The sequence below is a fragment of the Shewanella sp. S1-49-MNA-CIBAN-0167 genome (genome assembly GCF_040310145.1).
Lineage (GTDB): Bacteria > Pseudomonadota > Gammaproteobacteria > Enterobacterales > Shewanellaceae > Shewanella > Shewanella psychromarinicola.
Genome location: NZ_JBEOPO010000010.1, coordinates 72,438 through 92,068, shown reverse-complemented (window position 1 = coordinate 92,068; position 19,631 = coordinate 72,438). Strand labels below are relative to the sequence as shown.

General features: G+C 42.8%; 19 protein-coding genes. 1 reads left to right on the top strand and 18 read right to left on the bottom strand.

Annotated elements, in window-relative coordinates:
• Positions 1-79 precede the first annotated feature (79 nt).
• The 11 genes from AAEZ00_RS06715 to leuS all read right to left on the bottom strand — a co-directional run bounded on the left by AAEZ00_RS06715 (position 80) and on the right by leuS (position 12,255).
• Positions 80-1,291 (bottom strand): serine hydrolase, encoded by a 1,212-nt coding sequence (locus AAEZ00_RS06715; protein WP_101034340.1) that lies wholly within the window; start codon positions 1,289-1,291, stop codon positions 80-82.
• Between the two features lie 153 nt (positions 1,292-1,444).
• Entirely contained in the window at positions 1,445-2,257 is an 813-nt protein-coding gene (locus AAEZ00_RS06710) for a septal ring lytic transglycosylase RlpA family protein (protein WP_124012372.1), read from the bottom strand.
• Positions 2,247-3,209 (bottom strand): lytic murein transglycosylase B, encoded by a 963-nt coding sequence (gene mltB / locus AAEZ00_RS06705; RefSeq protein ID WP_233768652.1) that lies wholly within the window; start codon positions 3,207-3,209, stop codon positions 2,247-2,249. The genes AAEZ00_RS06710 and mltB overlap by 11 nt, the downstream gene beginning before the upstream one ends.
• A gap of 65 nt (positions 3,210-3,274) precedes the next feature.
• A complete protein-coding gene (gene rodA, locus AAEZ00_RS06700) occupies positions 3,275-4,396 on the bottom strand; it encodes a rod shape-determining protein RodA (protein ID WP_283107445.1) in 1,122 nt (373 codons plus the stop codon).
• The gene (gene mrdA, locus AAEZ00_RS06695; protein WP_124012370.1) at positions 4,378-6,234 is read right to left on the bottom strand and encodes a penicillin-binding protein 2; all 1,857 of its coding nucleotides are present in this window, start codon (positions 6,232-6,234) and stop codon (positions 4,378-4,380) included. Before mrdA ends, rodA begins: the two co-directional genes overlap by 19 nt.
• A gap of 129 nt (positions 6,235-6,363) precedes the next feature.
• Positions 6,364-6,834 (bottom strand): 23S rRNA (pseudouridine(1915)-N(3))-methyltransferase RlmH, encoded by a 471-nt coding sequence (gene rlmH, locus AAEZ00_RS06690; protein WP_124012369.1) that lies wholly within the window; start codon positions 6,832-6,834, stop codon positions 6,364-6,366.
• Positions 6,834-7,163 carry a ribosome silencing factor gene (gene rsfS, locus AAEZ00_RS06685; RefSeq protein WP_101034345.1) on the bottom strand — a complete coding sequence of 110 codons (330 nt, stop codon included), beginning with the start codon at positions 7,161-7,163 and terminating at the stop codon, positions 6,834-6,836. Before rsfS ends, rlmH begins: the two co-directional genes overlap by 1 nt.
• Before the next feature lie 161 nt (positions 7,164-7,324).
• Entirely contained in the window at positions 7,325-7,960 is a 636-nt protein-coding gene (gene nadD, locus AAEZ00_RS06680; protein WP_351088464.1) for a nicotinate-nucleotide adenylyltransferase, read from the bottom strand.
• Positions 7,961-7,981: 21 nt separating this feature from the next.
• Positions 7,982-9,016 carry a DNA polymerase III subunit delta gene (gene holA / locus AAEZ00_RS06675; RefSeq protein ID WP_124012367.1) on the bottom strand — a complete coding sequence of 345 codons (1,035 nt, stop codon included), beginning with the start codon at positions 9,014-9,016 and terminating at the stop codon, positions 7,982-7,984.
• Positions 9,016-9,510, bottom strand: coding sequence for an LPS-assembly lipoprotein LptE (locus AAEZ00_RS06670; RefSeq protein WP_101034348.1), 495 nt, complete (start codon positions 9,508-9,510; stop codon positions 9,016-9,018). The genes holA and AAEZ00_RS06670 overlap by 1 nt, the downstream gene beginning before the upstream one ends.
• A gap of 153 nt (positions 9,511-9,663) precedes the next feature.
• The gene (leuS, locus tag AAEZ00_RS06665) at positions 9,664-12,255 is read right to left on the bottom strand and encodes a leucine--tRNA ligase (protein WP_124012677.1); all 2,592 of its coding nucleotides are present in this window, start codon (positions 12,253-12,255) and stop codon (positions 9,664-9,666) included.
• Positions 12,256-12,375: 120 nt separating this feature from the next.
• Between leuS and AAEZ00_RS06660 the strand changes: the two genes are divergently transcribed.
• Entirely contained in the window at positions 12,376-12,876 is a 501-nt protein-coding gene (locus tag AAEZ00_RS06660; RefSeq protein ID WP_124012366.1) for a zinc ribbon-containing protein, read from the top strand.
• Between the two features lie 222 nt (positions 12,877-13,098).
• On the opposite strand, the gene AAEZ00_RS06655 is transcribed toward AAEZ00_RS06660, so the two are convergent.
• From AAEZ00_RS06655 to miaB, 7 genes are all read right to left on the bottom strand, one after another.
• A complete protein-coding gene (locus AAEZ00_RS06655; RefSeq protein WP_335688076.1) occupies positions 13,099-13,389 on the bottom strand; it encodes a DUF6482 family protein in 291 nt (96 codons plus the stop codon).
• A 226-nt stretch (positions 13,390-13,615) separates the two neighbouring features.
• Positions 13,616-13,801, bottom strand: coding sequence for a hypothetical protein (locus tag AAEZ00_RS06650; protein ID WP_124012364.1), 186 nt, complete (start codon positions 13,799-13,801; stop codon positions 13,616-13,618).
• Between the two features lie 188 nt (positions 13,802-13,989).
• Positions 13,990-15,501, bottom strand: a complete 1,512-nt coding sequence (lnt, locus tag AAEZ00_RS06645) for an apolipoprotein N-acyltransferase (RefSeq protein WP_233768653.1) — start codon at positions 15,499-15,501, stop codon at positions 13,990-13,992.
• A gap of 54 nt (positions 15,502-15,555) precedes the next feature.
• Positions 15,556-16,434 (bottom strand): CNNM family magnesium/cobalt transport protein CorC, encoded by an 879-nt coding sequence (corC, locus tag AAEZ00_RS06640; protein WP_101034354.1) that lies wholly within the window; start codon positions 16,432-16,434, stop codon positions 15,556-15,558.
• 45 nt (positions 16,435-16,479) lie between these two features.
• Positions 16,480-16,950 (bottom strand): rRNA maturation RNase YbeY, encoded by a 471-nt coding sequence (gene ybeY, locus AAEZ00_RS06635; protein WP_124012362.1) that lies wholly within the window; start codon positions 16,948-16,950, stop codon positions 16,480-16,482.
• On the bottom strand, positions 16,947-18,011 hold the full coding sequence (locus AAEZ00_RS06630; protein WP_124012676.1) for a PhoH family protein: 1,065 nt from the start codon (positions 18,009-18,011) through the stop codon (positions 16,947-16,949). Before AAEZ00_RS06630 ends, ybeY begins: the two co-directional genes overlap by 4 nt.
• Positions 18,012-18,180: 169 nt before the next feature.
• Complete coding sequence (gene miaB / locus AAEZ00_RS06625; RefSeq protein ID WP_124012361.1) at positions 18,181-19,605, bottom strand: tRNA (N6-isopentenyl adenosine(37)-C2)-methylthiotransferase MiaB; 1,425 nt, start codon at positions 19,603-19,605, stop codon at positions 18,181-18,183.
• Positions 19,606-19,631 lie beyond the last annotated feature (26 nt).

The following is a 19,631-nucleotide window of genomic DNA, read 5'->3' as shown; positions in this document are numbered from 1 at the left end:
TATTAAAGCCGCTGATCAGGCGGCTTTAATTAGTTGATTCACTAATAGATTCATTAATAAATAATCTACATCAATTTAATTACTCAAACAGACTGGCGAACATTTGCTTAAAGTAATCCATTAATTTGCTAAACCAGCCGCCTTCTTGGACTTCATTCAATGTCACTAGCGGAAACTGAGCAATGTCTTTTCCATCAAGCTGGAAAAACACACGCCCTACGGTTTCGCCTTTTGCCAGCGGGGCCGTTAATGGTTTGGTTAATTCAAAGTTAGCTTGTAGATCTTTTGCCTGACCACGGCTAATGGTAATCGGAGTATTGGTCATGACACCAAGATCAACCGTTTCTCTATCGCCATACCAAATCTTTTGAGTCACAAAGGTATCGCCAGCTTTGTAAGGTGTGATGGTTTCAAAGAAACGGAAACCATAGTTGAGTAGTTTTTTACTCTCAGCCTTACGTGCAGACTCACTCGCGGTACCCATCACGACTGTGATAAGACGCATGCCTTCGCTGGTGCCTGATGATACTAAGTTGTAGCCAGCACCTGATGTATGGCCCGTCTTAATACCATCTACGTTTAAGCTTTTATCCCATAATAAGCCATTACGGTTATATTGCTTAATTCCGTTATAGGTAAATGATTTTTCGGCATAAACACGATATTCATCAGGCACATCACGGATCAGCGCAGCGCCTAAAATAGCCATATCATAAGCTGTTGTTTTGTGATTTTCAGAATCTAAGCCATGAGAGTTTTCAAAGTAACTGTCTTTCATGCCCAATTGCTTGGACCATGAATTCATTAGATCAACGAATGCACCTTCTGTTCCGGCAATATGCTCTGCCATCGCAACACAGGCATCATTCCCCGATTGAATGATAATACCGCGATTCAAGTCGTGTACTTTGACGGTTTTACCCACTTCAATGAACATTTTTGATGAATCAGGGAAATTCTTTGCCCAAGCATTTTTGCTAATGGTGACATCATCATCTAATGAAATATTACCGACACGGATTTCATGACCAATCACATAACTGGTCATCATCTTGGTAAGGCTTGCTGGATTTAAACTTTCGTAGGCATTTTCTTCTGCAATGACTCTGCCAGAATTATAATCCATTAGCACATAAGCTTTGGCTGCAACACTGGGTGCATCAGGTGTCACCATAGGTACGCGATTAGGCGTTGGACGTGCATCTGGTTGTGGCGTTGCTGCGAGTGAAGAAAAACACACAACTGATGCAAAGAGCATAGTTGTTAATTGAGCAGTTTTGGAAGTTATCATGAAGTTAGCACGTCTCTAGTTAGTCGAAGAAAAGACAAAAATCAATTGGTATAATTTTATTGATTATACATTAGTAGGCCATCATTTCGCATTAAGGTTCATTCATCCGATATAAATGAACCTTAATGAGACTCTTATCGCCAGTATTATGGCTTACGGTACGATAAAGCTTTGCGGATAGCCATCAGCTTGCAAACGATCGAGCAACTTATTGGTGAGGTGAATTTGTCGGATCGGACCCAATTGTAATCTGTGAATACCCTTTGTGGAGGATACGCGTGAGGTAACCGCGTATTTGGTTTCTAATTGCTTTGCCAACATATTGATGCGTAATTTATCTTGGGAGGCCACAACTTGAATAAAGTGATTGTCGGCATCGTTTAAATCGCTAATGGCTCGCTCTTCTGGTGAGGGAATGTAAACGGTTTCCAGTGCTACTTTTGTCGTGCCTCTTGCCAGCATACCTAAGTGATAAGCCGCCGCATAAGAAAGATCAATGACTCGACCATGATGAAACGGTCCACGGTCATTTACACGGACGATGATTTGCTTATTGTTTTCTAAATTGGTCACTTTGACATAACTGGGTAAAGGCAAGTTTTTATGTGCTGCTGACATAGTATACATATCATAAGTTTCACCATTTGAGGTTAAATGACCATGAAACTTTGAGCCGTACCATGAGGCATGACCTTGTTCTTTGAATCCCTTTCCACTGTCGAGTACTTGGTAACTTTTGCCTAAAACCGTGTAATCACGATTGCCTTGCCTGCTATAAGGTTCGTATTTAGGCTGGGCATTTTTAACCAAGCTTACGTCTGGTGCGTCATCTGGATAACGGTCATTAGCCATTTGATAGCGGCTTTTTTGTTGTGGAGAGGATTTTTTACCCTCATTTGACGAACAACTTATGAGTAATAAACTGCTTAAAATGATCAATAGAATGAAACGGTAATTAATGGCCATTTTGATTTACCGATAAATAATGAGCGTTAAGTTGTTGGCTAAATTGATATACCGCCATTGCATATAATGGGCTTCTGTTATATCGAGTGATGACATAAAAGTTTTTCAGTCCTAACCAATACTCTACATTCTCTGCTTGGTCTAATTTGACTAATAAGGCTTTTTGAGAAGCATCCAAATCTTGGTTATTGGCTAAGCTCAGTGTTGGGCTAAGAATATCTGATACCTTGTAATGCAGTTTTTCTTTGGTCCATACTTTTGCTTTAGGGGCTGTGCTAGATGTGTGGTTTAACAATAATGCCACGGGTTGGCCTTGTTGCCATCCATGTTGATGAAAATAATTTGCGACACTGCCAATAGCATCGGCTTTACTGGTTAACAAATCACGTCGACCGTCGCCATCAAAGTCGACCGCGTAATGACGGTAGCTTGAAGGAATGAATTGTCCATAGCCCATCGCGCCAGCATATGAACCTTTTAAGGTGTCATTATCGAGTTTTTCTTCTTTAATCAACGACATTAAATTGGCATATTCACTGCGAAAGAACGTGGCGCGTGGTGGGTAATAAAAGCCCAAGGTGTACAACGCGTCTTGCACACGATAATTACCCATGTAGCCACCATAAAAGGTTTCAATACCAATTATGGCGACAATAATTTGGGGGTCGACGTTAAATTTTTCAGCAGCTTGGCTAATCACAGCATGGTTTTCTTGCCAAAAAGCTAAGCCTTTTTCTAGGCGTTTGTCGGTCAAGAAAATAGGATAATACTGGTGCCAAGGCTTGGCTTCCCATGGTTTAGTCATGGCATCAATGATGTTCTGGTCGAAGGTGGAAGTGGATAAAAATTGTTCCACCTCAGCCTTGCTAGCGCCTTTTTTTACCTGCTCTTTTACAAATGCATTTTGTAATGCTTGGGGATCATTTTCAGTTGCAGCATTGAGATTGAACATGACGCTGCTAAGTAATGCTAGGCTGGCGATTTGAACGGTTATTTTTGTCATAGTTGCGGTTAATCCTATCGGTCGACAAATCGTCTGTGGGTGTGAATGCTCATTAGAATACCAAAGCCTGTCATTAAGGTCAGCATCGAGGTTCCCCCATAGCTTATCAGTGGTAAAGGAACACCTACTACGGGTAAAATTCCTGATACCATGCCTATGTTGACAAAAACGTAGACGAAGAATGTTAGGGTGATACTGCCCGCCAATAAGCGGGCAAAGCTGGTCTGTGCTCGTGACGCGATAACAAGGCCCCTGGCAATCACAAATAAATACATTGCCAATAAGAGTAAACTGCCAATGAGTCCAAACTCTTCTCCTATTACCGCAAAGATAAAGTCAGTGTGGCGCTCTGGTAAAAACTCTAATTGTGATTGAGTCCCATCAAGCCAACCTTTACCCCACAATCCACCAGAACCAATGGCAATTTTGGATTGGATAATATGATAACCCGCGCCGAGAGGATCTTGTTCAGGGTTAAATAAGGTTAATACTCGAGTGCGCTGATAATCGTGCATCAAGAAAAACCACATGATAGGTAAAAAGATTAAAATGGCGGTAATAAATCCGCCAACAATCAACCAGCTCATACCGGATAAAAACAACACAAACACCCCAGAGGCCGCCACTAAAATAGACGTCCCTAAATCAGGTTGTTTAGCGATTAAGAGTGTTGGGATCAGCAAAATAATGACACCACCCGCCAGATAGCGCTTTTTCGGCGGTAGCGGAAACTTACTGATGTACCATGCCATGGTGATCGGGAAGGCCAGTTTTATCAGTTCCGATGGCTGAAACTCCATAAACCCAAGATTCAACCAACGTTGTGCGCCTTTATTAATGGTGCCAAACCAGTCGACGCCCAGTAACAACAGTATTCCAGCGATATAAATCGGCAATGCCCAACGTCTGAGTATTTCAGGGTTGATTTGTGCAAAACAAAACATGACCCCCAGTGACAATGTTATACGGACCAGCTGGCGTTCCATCATCGCAGGATCTTCACCGCTGGCTGAATAGATAATAAAGAGACCAACCCCCATTAGTATTAACAGGCCGGTGAGTAATGGCACATCTATGTGTATCTTCTGCCAAAATGATTTTTGATATGGATGATTATTCACGGTTTTGCCGCCCATTCGTCTCGTAAAATATACTCATCGAGCAGTGCTCTTGCGACCGGCCCAGCGTTAGACCCCCCCCAGCCAGCATGTTCAAGTACGACTGCCAAAACAATACGAGGATTTTCATAAGGTGCATAAGCAACAACCAATGCATTGTCGCGCAAGTGTTCGGCGATGGTGTCGGCATTATATTTTTCATCTTCGCCAACACTAAACACCTGTGCGGTACCGGTTTTCATTGCGGCGGTATAGCTCGCATCAGTAAAGCGAGATTTATCGGCAGTTTGGCGCATCGCCTCATTAATAATGTCCCAATTATGCGGATCTTTAAGCTCAATTGGCGGCTGTTCATCAATGGGCGAATCCATTTTAACGGTACTATTTTTAAATGACTTTAATAGATGAGGCGTAAATCGCTTGCCTTTATTTGCCATGATCGTGACGGCATTAGCAAGCTGTAATGGTGTTGTGGTCCAATATCCTTGGCCAATACCGACCGAAATAGTATCACCGTTATACCAAGGTTGATTGTAACGCATTCTTTTCCAGTCTCGAGAGGGCATAACGCCATTTGATTCTTCGAAAATATCAATACCAGTACTTCTGCCAAAGCCAAAACGGTCCATAAAGATAGCCATTCTATCAATGCCAACCTTATAGACGAGCTCATAAAAGAAAACATCACAGGAGTCGACAATGGCATGGTAGGTATCTACCCAGCCATGACCCCATTTTTTCCAATCCCCCCATTTGCGCTCCACACCTGGCATTTGCCAATAGCCAGGGTCCCAAATTCGAGTGCGTTCGTTAATGATTTTCTCTTCTAAACCGAGTAACGCCACATGCGGCTTGATGGTTGATGCTGGGGAATATTGTCCCTGAGTTGAACGATTAATTAATGGACGTGATTTATCATTTAATAGCCCATTATAATCTTTAGAGGTAATGCCATGTACAAATGGGTTAGGGTCATATGATGGACTTGAGAACATGGCTAAAATATCGCCATTCCTAGGGTCTATTGCAACAATGGACCCTTTACGACCGGCTAACAACTCCATGGCTTTTTGCTGTAGTTTGAGGTCTAGTGTGAGATAGATATCTTGCCCCGGTGTCGGGGGGGTGACGTTGAGCGTGCGGATCACCCTGCCACGATTATTAACCTCTTCTTCGAGGTGACCTGGCATGCCGTGAAGTAAACTTTCATAAAATTTTTCAATGCCGATCTTACCAATGTCTTTAGTTGCCGCATAGTTTTTCCATTGGTCGCTTTTTTCAAGCTGCGACTTATTTCGGCTATTAATTTTGCCGACATAACCCAACACATGAGTCATTAACTCATTATAGGGATAGTGACGTTTTAAGCCTGCTTCAACATAAATACCGGGGAATTTAAATTGATTAACACTAAATATGGCTACTTGTTCGTCAGTTAATTTGTTTTTGATGGTTAACGGCTTAAAACGACGATGAAACTTTAGGGTTTCAGTGATGTTTTCGCGCTCATCATCTGAGAGTCCAATCAGGCTATTAAGCTCATCTAAGGTTGCCGTGATATCACTGACTTTTTCGGGAATAAGCTCTAAAGAATAGTAAGGTTGATTTTCCGCTAATAGTACGCCATTACGGTCATAAATTAACCCTCGGCTAGGCGGGGTCGGAACCACACGGATACGGTTATCATTTGAACGAGTTTCATAGTCTTTGTAAGAGACAATTTGAAGCTGATAAAGGTTTGAAAATAGTATACAGAGTAGCAATAACACGCAAATGAAAGTAAATAATGCACGGCGTTTAAATAGCGCAGCCTCTGCGGCGTGATCATGCATGGTAATGCGCTTTTTTGGCGACACTTATGCTATCCCCGTCGTTACCAAATGAAAGAATGGATGATAAAAGATCACTGTATCAGCTGATGAATATGAAACAAAGAGTTGCATGATAATCATTATCGATAAGCTTAGTTATTCATGCGACTGAATTTATTCTCTGTGATAGGGATGATTGTTATTGATGCTCCAAGCTCGGTATAGGCTTTCTGCCACAATAACCCTAACCAAAGGATGAGGTAAGGTTAGGGCAGACAAACACCAGCTTTGGTGGGCCACCTCTTTGCAAGCAGGTGAAAGTCCTTCTGGACCACCAATAAGTAAGCTGACATCTCTACCATCTAATTGCCACTTTGTCATTTGCTCGGCAAGTTCTGGTGTTATCCAGTTTTTACCGGGTAAATCTAAGCTGACAATGTGGTTACCTTTGGCTACTGCCGCTAGCATTAATTCGCCTTCCTTATGTAAAATTCGGGCGATATCGGCATTTTTTCCGCGCTTCCCCGCAGGGATTTCGATGAGTTCCAAAGCCATATCTCTAGGGAAACGGCGTTGGTATTCTTCGAAGCCTCGGGTTACCCAATCGGGCATTTTGTTACCAACGGCAATAAGCTGTAACTTCATTAGGCGCTGTGTTCAGACCAAAGTTTTTCAAGCTCGTAATAATCACGAGTTTGTTCCTGCATCACGTGCAGAATAACTGAGCCCAAATCAACTAATACCCATTCACTGCTGTCACGTCCTTCAACCCCAAGAGGTTGCACGCCAGCGTCTTTGGCTGACACGATAACGTGCTCACCAATAGATCGAACGTGTGTTTTTGACGTACCAGTACAGATAATCATGGTGTCGGTGATGGTTGACCGTTTAGATACATCTAAAACAGTAATATTTTTTGCTTTTAAATCATCGATTTTGTCGATAACGAAATCTTTTAGTTCGGTGCCTTGCACTCGAAGTACCTCATAAGTAAAAATTAACGGAGTATTATACTCAAATTCATTGTTGATGCGCAATTAAGCGCAGCGAAACAAAGATAGAATTAATTTTGTGCTAGCGGATGATTTAACCGACAGTGTCAGCAGTTGAATCAATAATAGTGCTAATCGTAGTGTTAACGATAGAGTTTATGTTGACGAATATAATCGGTCGTTGTTTGCAGTAATACCGCGCTGATGTCAATATTTTCAGCTAACCGCTGGCGTATTTCAGTCGAGGAAATATCGACTAACTGGCTGTTGATGCAAAATATTTTTCCATGTGTAGCATGGGAAGGTGAGTCGAGGTAGTTGGCCGCTGCCTGCCTTAATAATAATTGTTTGGTCATTTCGCTCTGAGTGTCCATTGCCCAACCCGGGCGTTGACACAGCGCAATATGGCACAGGGTAAACAATGATTGCCATTGATACCACAGTGGCAATTGAATGAATGAATCCATTCCCATAATGAAAAAGAATTCATCTTTGGGGTGCTGTTGCCTGAGTAATGAGAGCGTTGTGGCACTATAAGACGGTGTATTGCGATTGATTTCGATATCGCATAGTTCAAATTCAGGGTACTGCTGGCAAATTAACTTCACCATTTCAAGCCGATGATGACTACTCACCACGGTGGTATTTTTGAGGGGTGAAATATGATTGGGCATTAACCAAATCTGGTCTAAATTAAGTTGCTGTTTAACATCTAGTGCAGGATTGATATGTCCTAAATGGATGGGGTCGAACGTGCCGCCCAAAATACCGATACGCATTCGCTGTCCTTACCTTTTATCTCAGTCCGTTAATTTAATATGGGCTAAACGATTATGTGCTCGTGGATCGAATAAAATGCATAAATGGCTAAGACCAATCCAATCTTCAAGCCCTTTTTGTTTAAGATTTAATTCTATTGTAGAGGCAAAAGCGAGCATATGTTCGATATGGTCTAAATCCAATCGCGTTATTGCAGCCTGATAGAGCGGTTTTCGCTTATCCCAAATTCGGTGTTGTCCCCACAGTTTACTGAGTTGTTCGCCATTCTGAACCGCCAGTTTTAAGGTGAGCAGTAGGTTAATTTCTTTGAATAAAGCCCACATTAAAATGGGCATAGCGGTGCCTTCAGCCTTCAATTGAGCCAACATGTGTTGGGCATTTTTTTGATGATTACCTAAAATGGCATCACAGAGTTGAAACACACTAAAACGAGATTGGTCTTCGAAATATTCACTCAATTGTTCTGGGGTAATATTTTGCTTAGGGCTGAGCAGTTGCAACAATTGCATCGCTTGCTCGGCTGCCAGTAAATTACCTTCAAATAAGCTAAACAACATGGCTTTTGCATCATGATGAACCGTGAGAGCATAATGAGTAATACGGCTGTCTAACCAGCGTTCAAACTGCTTACCTTCAGGTGTGGTGCAGGGTAAGTATATACCTTTGGCATCGAGTGATTTAAACCATTTGCTGTTGGTTTGTTCTGCACTGGCTTTAGGTCCTTGTACAATCAACAACATATCTGGGTTAGAATGTTGTAAAAGCGTTTTAAATGCCGCTGCGCCTTCGATGCCTGGCTTACCTTGTGGCAGGGTTAACTCAATAATCCGTCGGCTAGCAAATAAACTCATTGCTTGCCATTCTTGGATCAAATCGCCCCAATTAAAGCCGGTTTCTTGGCTTAATTGCACCCGTTCTTCAAAACCTTGTTTTTTAGCGGCGTTAAGAATAAGTTGTTTACTGTTTTCGATTAGCCATGGGTCATCACCAAACAGTAAAAAACACTGGGGTAGCTGTTTGAGATGTTGCTTGAGTTGATCAGGATAAACCCGCATTACTCTGCCCCGATTAACGCCAGAGTTTGGATAATATAATCGGCTGCTTGTACGCGCATCTCTTTAACTAACAACTCCATTTCGCGGCTTTTTGCCAATGCGGTTCGAGGATCGTCTTGATAGTCGCGGCGGATTTCTGTATCAAATTCTTGTGGTTCTTGTTCAGGTAAGGTGACAGAGTAATGCACTAAGTAGATGAGTTCATATTCTGCGACATTCCCGGTGGGATAAAGTGACAATGTGGCGCGTTCGAGTGAGTCATTGATAAGTCGCAACGTAGGCGTTTTTTCTGCTGCATCAACAAGGCTAATACGGTTGATCCGTAATCTGTCACGAACTAAGCGAGTTAACTCACTGTATTCATCGCTGCTGCTTAAATGCAATTCGGCTAATTCTGCAGGTATAGAATAACTGCGTTGGAGTGTAAAGCCGCAACCTGCACTGGTGAGTATTACCAATGTCATTATTGCCAAGCAAATCTTTTTGGCTAGCATAGTGAGGGTAGGCATCCTTGTTTATTGGTATCGGTTACATAAATAACTTACCGCGGTGTCACCCGCGGTAAGTTATGACACTGACAATACTAGGCGTTATGACTTAGCCCTATAGGAGGTTTCTGTCGCCTCATATCAGGGCTGATATTGTCACTAGTTAGCCACAATACTTAATAGTTTACCAGGCACGTAAATTACCTTACGAACCGTTAACCCTTCAGTGTGCTTTTGCACATGTTCATCACTCATGCCTAAGGCTTCAACATCTTCTTTCGATGCATCGGCAGCGACAGTAATTTTTGCACGCACTTTACCGTTAACTTGAACCACAATGAGCTTGCTGTCTTCGACTAATGCTGACTCATCGACTTCTGGCCAACGGCTGTCTTCAATATCACCTTCGTTACCTAACTCATTCCATAACGTAAACGTCATATGCGGAACGATAGGGTAAAGCAAACGCGTTACAGCAGACAATGCTTCAGCAAGCAATGCACGGTCTTGAGCGCTTTCTTGCGATGCTTTGAGTAAATGGTTCATTAGCTCCATTACCGAGGCAACCGCAGTGTTAAACATTTGACGACGCGCAATATCATCACTGACTTTGGCGATGGTCTTATGTAATTCACGGCGCAATGCTTTTTGATTAGCATTTAATTTGCTGACATCTAGTGCTTCAGTTTTACCTGCGGCAACATGATCGCTGGCCAATTTCCAGAAACGTTTGATGAAGCGATGTGCGCCTTCAACGCCAGACTCTTGCCATTCTAGAGTTAATTCTGGTGGCGAGGCAAACATCATGAATAAACGGACTGTGTCAGCACCGTATTTTTCGACCATGACTTGTGGGTCAATGCCGTTATTCTTCGACTTAGACATCTTGCTCATGCCGGTATAAACCAGTTCATGACCTTGATTGTCGACAGCTTTGATAATGCGGCCTTTGTCGTCTTTTTCTACCACAGTCACTTCTAAAGGTGATACCCACACTCGGGCACCTTTTTCGTTGTTGTAGTAGTAAGCATCGGCTAAAACCATGCCTTGAGTCAGTAATTGTTTTGCGGGCTCATCACTGTTGACTAAGCCAGCATCACGTAGCAACTTATGGAAGAAGCGGAAATACAATAAATGCATGCAAGCATGTTCGATACCACCAATATATTGATCTACCGGTAACCAGTAGTTAGCTTTGGCTGGATCTAACATTTCATCGGCATGAGGACTACAGTAACGCGCGTAATACCAAGATGATTCCATAAAGGTATCAAAGGTATCTGTTTCGCGCATTGCAGGCTGACCATTGACTGTGGTTTCTGCCCAAGCTTTATCAGCTTTGATCGGACTTTGAATACCGTCCATCACCACATCTTCAGGCAGAATGACCGGTAGTTGATCTTCTGGCGTAGGGATAACGGTGCCGTCTGCTAAGGTCACCATCGGGATCGGTGCCCCCCAGTAACGTTGACGAGATACACCCCAATCGCGTAAACGGTAGTTGACTTGACGTTTGCCTTTGCCTTCTGCGGTTAATTTAGTATCAATGGCTTCAAAGGCGGCTTTGAAATCTAAACCGTCTAGCTCAGGAAAAGCATCACCTGAGTTAAATACCACCCCTTTTTCAATATAGGCTTCTTTGCTGATGTCCAATTCGCCTTCAACAGGCTTGATCACCGCTTCGATAGCGAGCTGGTATTTAAGCGCAAATTCATAATCGCGTTGATCATGAGCGGGGACCGACATTACTGCGCCCGTGCCATAATTCATTAATACAAAGTTAGCCACCCAAATAGGGACCAATTTACCAGAAATAGGGTGAATAGCCTGAAGACCGGTTGCTACGCCTTTTTTCTCCATCGAAGCCATCGCCGCTTCAGTGGTATCAGCATTTTTGCATTCTTCTATAAATGCGGCTAACTGAGGATTATTCAGCGCCGATTGTTCCGCTAACGGATGACCCGCAGCAATAGCAACGTAGGTCACGCCCATTAAGGTATCTGGACGAGTGGTATAGATATCAAAGGTGGCGTTACTGTCAGCTACGGCAAAGGTCATTTCAATCCCTTCGCTGCGGCCAATCCAGTTACGTTGCATGGCTTTAACCTGTTCAGGCCAGCCATCTAACGTGTCGAGATCGTTAAGCAGTTCTTCAGCGTAATCAGTGATTTTAATAAACCACTGAGGAATTTCTTTCTGAATGACTTCAGTATCACAACGCCAACAACAACCGTCTTGCACTTGTTCATTTGCCAGTACGGTTTCATCATTTGGACACCAGTTTACTGATGAGGTTTTTTTATACACTAAGCCTTTTTCAAACAACTGAGTGAAAAACCATTGCTCCCAACGATAGTACTCCGGGGTACACGTAGCGATTTCACGACTCCAATCATAACCAAAACCTAATAATTTAAGTTGGTTCTTCATATAGTCGATATTTTCGTATGTCCACGGTGCAGGAGAGGTCTTGTTATTGATCGCGGCATTTTCTGCAGGCAGACCAAATGAGTCCCAACCAATCGGTTGCAAAACATTTTTACCTTGCAAACGTTGATATCGTGCTACAACATCGCCTATGGTGTAGTTACGGACGTGGCCCATGTGGAGACGACCTGAAGGATACGGAAACATTGAAAGACAATAGAATTTCTCTTTGCTTTCATCTTCAGTGACTTCAAAGGTTTTATGTTCGTGCCAGTGCTTTTGCACTAAGGCTTCAATTTCTGAGGGATTATATTGTTCTTGCATCAATCTATTTCCGGCCATGCCGCCTATTGTTTGATCTAACGCTCAGCAGCGCGATTTATAACTGCATAGAATAAACCAGAAGTGATCTATTAAAAAGGTGCGTATTAAGGAGTATTAATTATGAGTGGAAAAAGTTCAGCACTATTAGCCTTATATCAGTCACTATTCGAACAGGTGAAAGCCACGTTTGATCAAGATAACTCATTGACAGCTAAGAGTTTGTTTAAGTCGGTAACCCAAGGGAAAGAGTACTTGGCACTTAAATCTCATTCAGATGAAGAAGAGTTAGAATTAGTCGAAGAATTTTTAAAGCGTGACATTGCAGCCTTCTTAAATGAGGAAAATGCCGATAATTTGAGTTTTAGCCCGATGGTCATTGGGATTGAGAATACATTATGGCAGTGGTTAAGCCAGATAACCGATCGTAGTCAAGTGGAATGGCATGAACTATTACAAGATTTTAAACATCGTGGTGTTTATAAGTCTGGAGAAATCATTAACCAAGGTATATTGATCTGTAATAAGTGTGGTCACCAAATGCAAATCGATTTCCCTGGGGTCATCCCCGATTGTCCACAATGTGATTATAATGAGTTTTCACGGGAGCCATTAACGCCATAGTGGGTAACTGAGCTCAACTCTGGATAAAAAGCGGTAATCGGACCGCTTTTGTCCCGAGCTCGAAGTAGCTTAACCTGCAAGATCCACCCTATCGCTAGGTAAACTCGCCTTGTATACACAGTGATACGTAATTTTCATATGCTTGACTGGAAAAAGTTAACTCGAAACAGACTGCTTTTGATTAACTTTTTCCCATACCCTTATCCCAAATGAGGTTCGAGATTAAAATTCGACTCGGTAACGGCAATGGCTACCGCTACTAATACCTACCATCTCATCATATGCCGTTTGAATTTCTATTATGGCGTAATTAATGCCTTGTTGTTTCAATAGGTTTTCAGCTTGTTTGATTGAGTTAAGACTGAGTAAAACGCCAGCTTTGTTGCGGGCGCTTTGAAAACTGCCATTTTCGTCTTTAATACCAAGTAAGTAATGATTGGAGTCGGCATAGCTAATAATCGTCGGGTGTTTAGCTTGTTGGGATATGGCTAACTTGATTTCAGATAATTGCATAATAACCTCCTGTAGTTGTTTATCAGAAGCAGTACGATGCAAACTCAAAGGTAGTTCAATTTTTAAACAAGAAAAGGTCTTTAAAATGACGTTATTTTAGCAATAGCTTAATATAATTTGATATTGAGGTGTTGTGGCACCGTTGGCGGCTCAAGGGTATAAAAAGTAGCCGTTATCATTGTTGACTTGGACATTATCATCTTGGTTATATCCAAGTAACAGCAATTTATTGATATTGAAAGGTAAAATTATTCTCAGCAACAATCCATCGTTCGATGTCAGGGTTATCTACATCACCCGGTCTTAACCGCGTTTCAAGTACCCCCTCGTTGTCGATATCGATATCAATATCGATTAATTCATCGCGGTTTGTTTGCCTTGCACTTGTAAGTGCGTCATGTTGAACGGGCATATAGCAGACAATTGCGGGTTTTAACACTGGCCGTCACGCCAGATTATCTGCCTTGTCGAGCATGGGTACTGAGCCTAATAAATGTAGGCGCGGCGACAATCGCTAACATAACGACAATGATGACCTCACCCCATGCAATTAGGCTAAATCTTGTGAAAGCGTCTTTTTTGAGTTGGATCAATTGCCCGTTATTTACGTAAGTAGTTTCTTACACCCAATAACAGTAATAAGCTGCACAGTATCAGCAAGGGGAATTGACCTATTTTTCTGAACCAAGTTTCACCTTGATAAAGGGCAACGTTGGTCACTAAGACACCCGTTTCAAACTGAGGGATTGCATCGGTAATTCGCCCGTGCGGATCGACCACTGCAGTAATGCCATTATTGGTCGCCCTCAGTAACGGTTTACCCATTTCAATCGCGCGCATTTGGGCGATTTCCATGTGTTGTAATGGCCCATTAGAGGCGCCAAACCAAGCGTCGTTTGATACCGTGAGCAGCATATCGGTTTCGTCGGTAACACTGGCTCTTACTTGCTCTGGAAAGACAATTTCGTAGCAAATTGCAGGCGCAATATGGTAACCCAGCGCAGTTAAATTAGCTTGAGTGTAGCCACCTCGCTGGAATGATGACATAGGTAAATTAAAAAACGGTGCAATAGGGCGCAATAAATCACCTAACGGCACAAACTCACCTATAGGCAATAAATGATGCTTTTTATACTCATTGCTGCCATCAATGACATAATCAGCACTTTGCTGCTGCTTCAGATGATGATTACCTAAAACGATTAATGAGTTATAAAAGTCTTTTTGCTGGTGGCTAATAATGCCGGTAATTATCGCCGTGTTATTGATATTGGCGACTTGATTGGCATTGATTAAAAAGTCTTCCACCATGGCTTCTGGCGCTGGAATAGCGGCTTCTGGCCAAATGATGATATCGACACTCGAGGCGTCATCAAACTGGCTACGGGTTAAATCCATGTATTTAAGCATAGTCGGCCACAATGCATCGGGTTCCCACTTCATGCTTTGGGCAATATTACCCTGCACTAAGGCGACTTTGACTGATTTCCCAGAGGTGGAAATTGGATTTACTTGTGGTGCCACCCATGCAAGCAGTGCCAACGTAGGTAAAATAAGCAGTATCGGTATTATCCGCTTTTGGCTTAATAGCAGCAGTGAGCCAGCAACTAAAGCCACCACAAAACTCAGTCCCAACGCACCAATAAAGCTGGCAAATTCGCTCAGAGGTCCTAATGTTTGGCTATAGCCAGCCCAAATCCAAGGAAAACCCGTGAGTATCCAGCCTCGTAACCATTCGGTGAGGACCCATAATCCAGGGAATAGCCCAAGATAGGTTATGTAAGGGTTTAACGTATGTTTTGATGTGCGGGATAACTTACTGAGCAAGTATCCACAAATGGCGGGATAAATGGCAAGATAAAGTGCCAGTAAAGCCATTAAAGTTATCGACACAACAATAGGCATGCCACCAAAAGTGTCAATACTGACATGGACCCAGCTAATACCAATAGCAAAACAGCCAAAACCGAAACTAAGCCAATAATACAAACTTTGTTTAGCGGTTAAGGTTTGGCTTTGCCATAAGGCAAAACTGAGTGCCAACGGAAATATGGCCCACATTTCATAAGGCGCAAACGATAATGCCGTACTGGCGCCAGCAAAAAATGCCATCACCAGACGGGCAATACTCAAAGGAGAGTATAAGGGTTGAGTTTTTAGCACGATTTAGTCGTTGAGTTCTTCACTAATATTTGGGTCTGGGAGTTTAACACGAAGTTGCACCAAGCGGCGGTTATCAGCATTAATGACTTTGAACTCAATATTGCTGATGACAATGCTTTCATTACGTTCAGGTAAGTGACCAAATGCATGGGACACCATACCTCCCACAGTATCAAACTCTTCATCACTAAACGCGGTGCCACACGCTTCGTTGAAGTCTTCGATTTCAGTGAGCGCTTTCACCATAAACACAGTATTACTGAGCTTTTTAATTTCAGTGTCTTCAACTGAATTGTGGTCGAATTCATCTTCAATTTCGCCGACGATTTCTTCCAGAATATCTTCAATAGTGACTAAGCCTGATACCCCGCCATATTCATCAACAACAATGGCCATGTGATAACGTTGTGAGCGGAATTCTTTGAGTAGCACATCGACTCTTTTACTTTCAGGAACGACCACTGCAGGTCGAATAACCTGGGCAAGAGTGAAAGATTCATCAGATTGTTTAAAACCGTATTTGATCAAATCTTTAGCCAGTAAAATGCCTTCAATATGATCTTTATCTTCATTAACAACAGGGAAGCGAGAGTGGCCTGAATCGATGACAATTTTTAAAAATTCATCGACAGTCGAGTCTATTTGAATGGTAACAATTTGCGCTCTTGGGATCATGATGTCGCGCACACGAAGGTCGGAAACCTCTAATACACCTTTAATCATTTCGCGAGTATCTTCAGTAATAAGGTCACGCATTTCTGCACCTGCAATGACGTCAACTAAATCTTCGCGATTTTGAGGTTCGCCCTGAAATAATTGGTTAATTTTATCGAACCAGCTTCTCTTGTGGGCGTTTGTACTCGGGGGGATATCGTCACTCATAATATTTACCTAAACAGGGATATCTATCAGATATAGCTTGTTTATTTATGCTTCCTTATAGGGATTTGTAAAACCTAAGCCTTCAACAAGTTGGGTCTCTAATGACTCCATCTCATCGGCTTCCTCGTCGATAATATGGTCATAACCCAGCAAATGCAAGCAGCCGTGTATGACCATGTGTGCCCAGTGCGCGTTTAGCGGTTTATTTTGCTCAATTGCTTCTTGTTCCACCACTTGCGCGCAGATAACGAGGTCACCTAATAACGGCAATTCAACTTCAGGCGGCGCTTCAAACGGAAATGACAACACGTTAGTCGGCTTATCTTTACCGCGATAGGTTAAATTGAGTTGCTGACTCTCGGCAACCTCAACGATACGAATGGTGAGTTCCACTTCTGGCATCGTTTGCCCCATCGCGGTGCGTACCCAAGTGTCAAACTCTGCTTGAGTCGGTAACCTTGGGTTATCAACTGCAATTTGCAGGTCGAGATCTAATGATATCCCTTGCTGGCTCATTGAGTATGTCCCTCTTTTTCCAGTTGGACACGTTTCTGCTCACGTTCGCGATAAGCTTGTTCTTTTGCGGCTTTTTCAATTTGTTCTTGTTGCTCAAAAGCTTCATAGGCTTCAACAATACGAGCCACTACCGGATGGCGAACCACATCTTGGGCAATAAAGAAATTAAAGCTAATTTCGGACACTTCACTGAGGACTTCAATGGCGTGTCGCAGACCTGACTTTTGGCTACGAGGCAAATCTATTTGGGTAATATCCCCGGTGATCACCGCGCGAGAATTAAACCCAATACGGGTTAAAAACATTTTCATTTGCTCAACGGTGGTGTTTTGGGCTTCATCTAAAATAATAAAGGCGTCATTGAGTGTACGGCCGCGCATGTACGCCAGTGGTGCGACTTCAATCACCCCGCGTTCAATCAGTTTTTCGACTTTTTCAAACCCCATCATCTCAAACAAGGCATCATAGAGTGGGCGTAAATAAGGGTCGACTTTTTGGCTTAAATCGCCCGGTAAAAAACCCAGCTTTTCACCCGCTTCAACCGCGGGGCGAGTTAATAGAATACGACGTACTTCTTGACGTTCATAGGCATCAACCGCTGCTGCTACAGCAAGGTAAGTTTTACCGGTACCGGCAGGGCCAATCCCAAAACTGATGTCGTGACGGGTAATGTTATGCATGTACACACTTTGATTGGGTGTACGAGGTTTAATCACGCCACGTTTGGTTTTTATATGGATGCTACTGTCGTCATTGTCTTGTTCAGCTTCAAGGTGAATGGCTTCTTGAATGGCGAGATGAACGATTTCAGGTTCTAAATCAGGCGTGCTGCCTTTTACGGTTTGGGTTTCAATGTATAACTGACGCAACAAGTTATTGGCATTGAGCACGTTACGTGGCAGACCAATAATAGTGAATTGATTATTTTTATGGATAATCTCAACACCTAATCGGCGTTCGAGTTGTTTGATGTTGTCATCAACTGGGCCACATAATGAGGCTAAACGGCGAGTGTCTGACGGTTCTAGATACACGTTCATGGTGGTGGCTTTAGTGGTCAAATAAGGCTCCAGATTTTGGTCAAGGGCAAAGAATAAGTGCTTAAACATGCCATATTACAATAATAACAGTTTACGAGTCTCTGTATTGAATTACCATAATATGACTCATTTTAGGCAAAATTAAAGGCGGACAAGCCGCCTTTAGTAATGCTTAAGCAACAAACATCAATTACGGCTTAAAGTGAGCAACACCCAATGCGTCATCTTGCTTGTGTTTAGCCATAATATCAGACGGATGTAAACTGCGACGTAAATCCATCTCATCTTCACCTCGGACAAATTCTCCGCGCAATGAGTTGGTATAAACATCAACAATTTTCACATCAACAAAACTGCCGATATGAGTGTGGGCAGCTTCAAAGTTAACCACACGACTGTTTTCAGTACGACCACGAAGCTCCATTGGATTCTTTACCGAAGGACCTTCGACTAAAATACGTTGAACAGTGCCTAGCATATGACGGCTATAACGCATCGCTTGCTGGGTAATACGTTCTTGTAAAATCGCTAAACGCTGCTTCTTTTCTTCATCGCTAACATTGTCAGGCAAATCTGCTGCAGGTGTTCCTGGACGTGCACTGTAGATAAAGCTAAAGCTGTGGTCAAAGGCGACATCTTCAATCAGTTTCATGGTATCAGCGAAATCTTGTTGAGATTCACCTGGGAAACCAATAATAAAGTCTGAGCTGATTTGAATATCAGGACGCGCTTTACGCAGACGACGAATAATCGACTTATATTCAATGGCCATGTGACCGCGTTTCATTTGGGTCAAAATACGGTCTGAACCCGATTGCACCGGTAAATGCAGGAAGCTCACCAATTCAGGTGTGTCTTCATACACATCGATAATGTCTTGGGTAAACTCAATTGGGTGGCTGGTGGTAAAACGCAGACGGTCTATACCATCAATCGAGGCGACTAAGCGCAACAATTCCGCAAAGGTGCAGATTTCATCATCGTGGGTTATCCCGCGATACGCGTTAACGTTTTGGCCAAGCAAGTTGACTTCACGAACGCCTTGGGCGGCTAATTGAGCCACTTCGAGAATAACGTCATCCAATGGACGGCTGACTTCTTCACCACGGGTATAAGGCACCACGCAGAAAGAGCAGTACTTACTGCAACCTTCCATAATGGATACGAATGCCGTTGGACCATCAGCGCGAGGCTCGGGAAGACGATCGAACTTCTCAATTTCTGGGAAACTGATATCAATCACGGCTTTTTCGCCACGTTGAATTTGTTCGATCATCTCAGGTAAGCGATGCAGAGTTTGCGGACCAAAAATAATGTCTACACATTGGGCGCGATCTTTAATTGCCTTACCTTCTTGTGAGGCAACACAACCACCGACCCCAATAATTAAATTAGGATTTTTATCTTTTAAAGATTTCCAACGCCCTAGCTGATGGAACACCTTCTCCTGTGCTTTCTCACGAATAGAGCAAGTATTTAGCAGCAGTACATCTGCTTCGCTTGCGTCGTCTGTCAAGGTATACCCTTGATAATCGTCTAATAAATCAGCCATCTTTGATGAGTCGTACTCATTCATCTGACAGCCCCAGGTTTTTATATGAAGTTTTTTACTCATCAGTGCTCGCCGGTAAACCAAAGTTA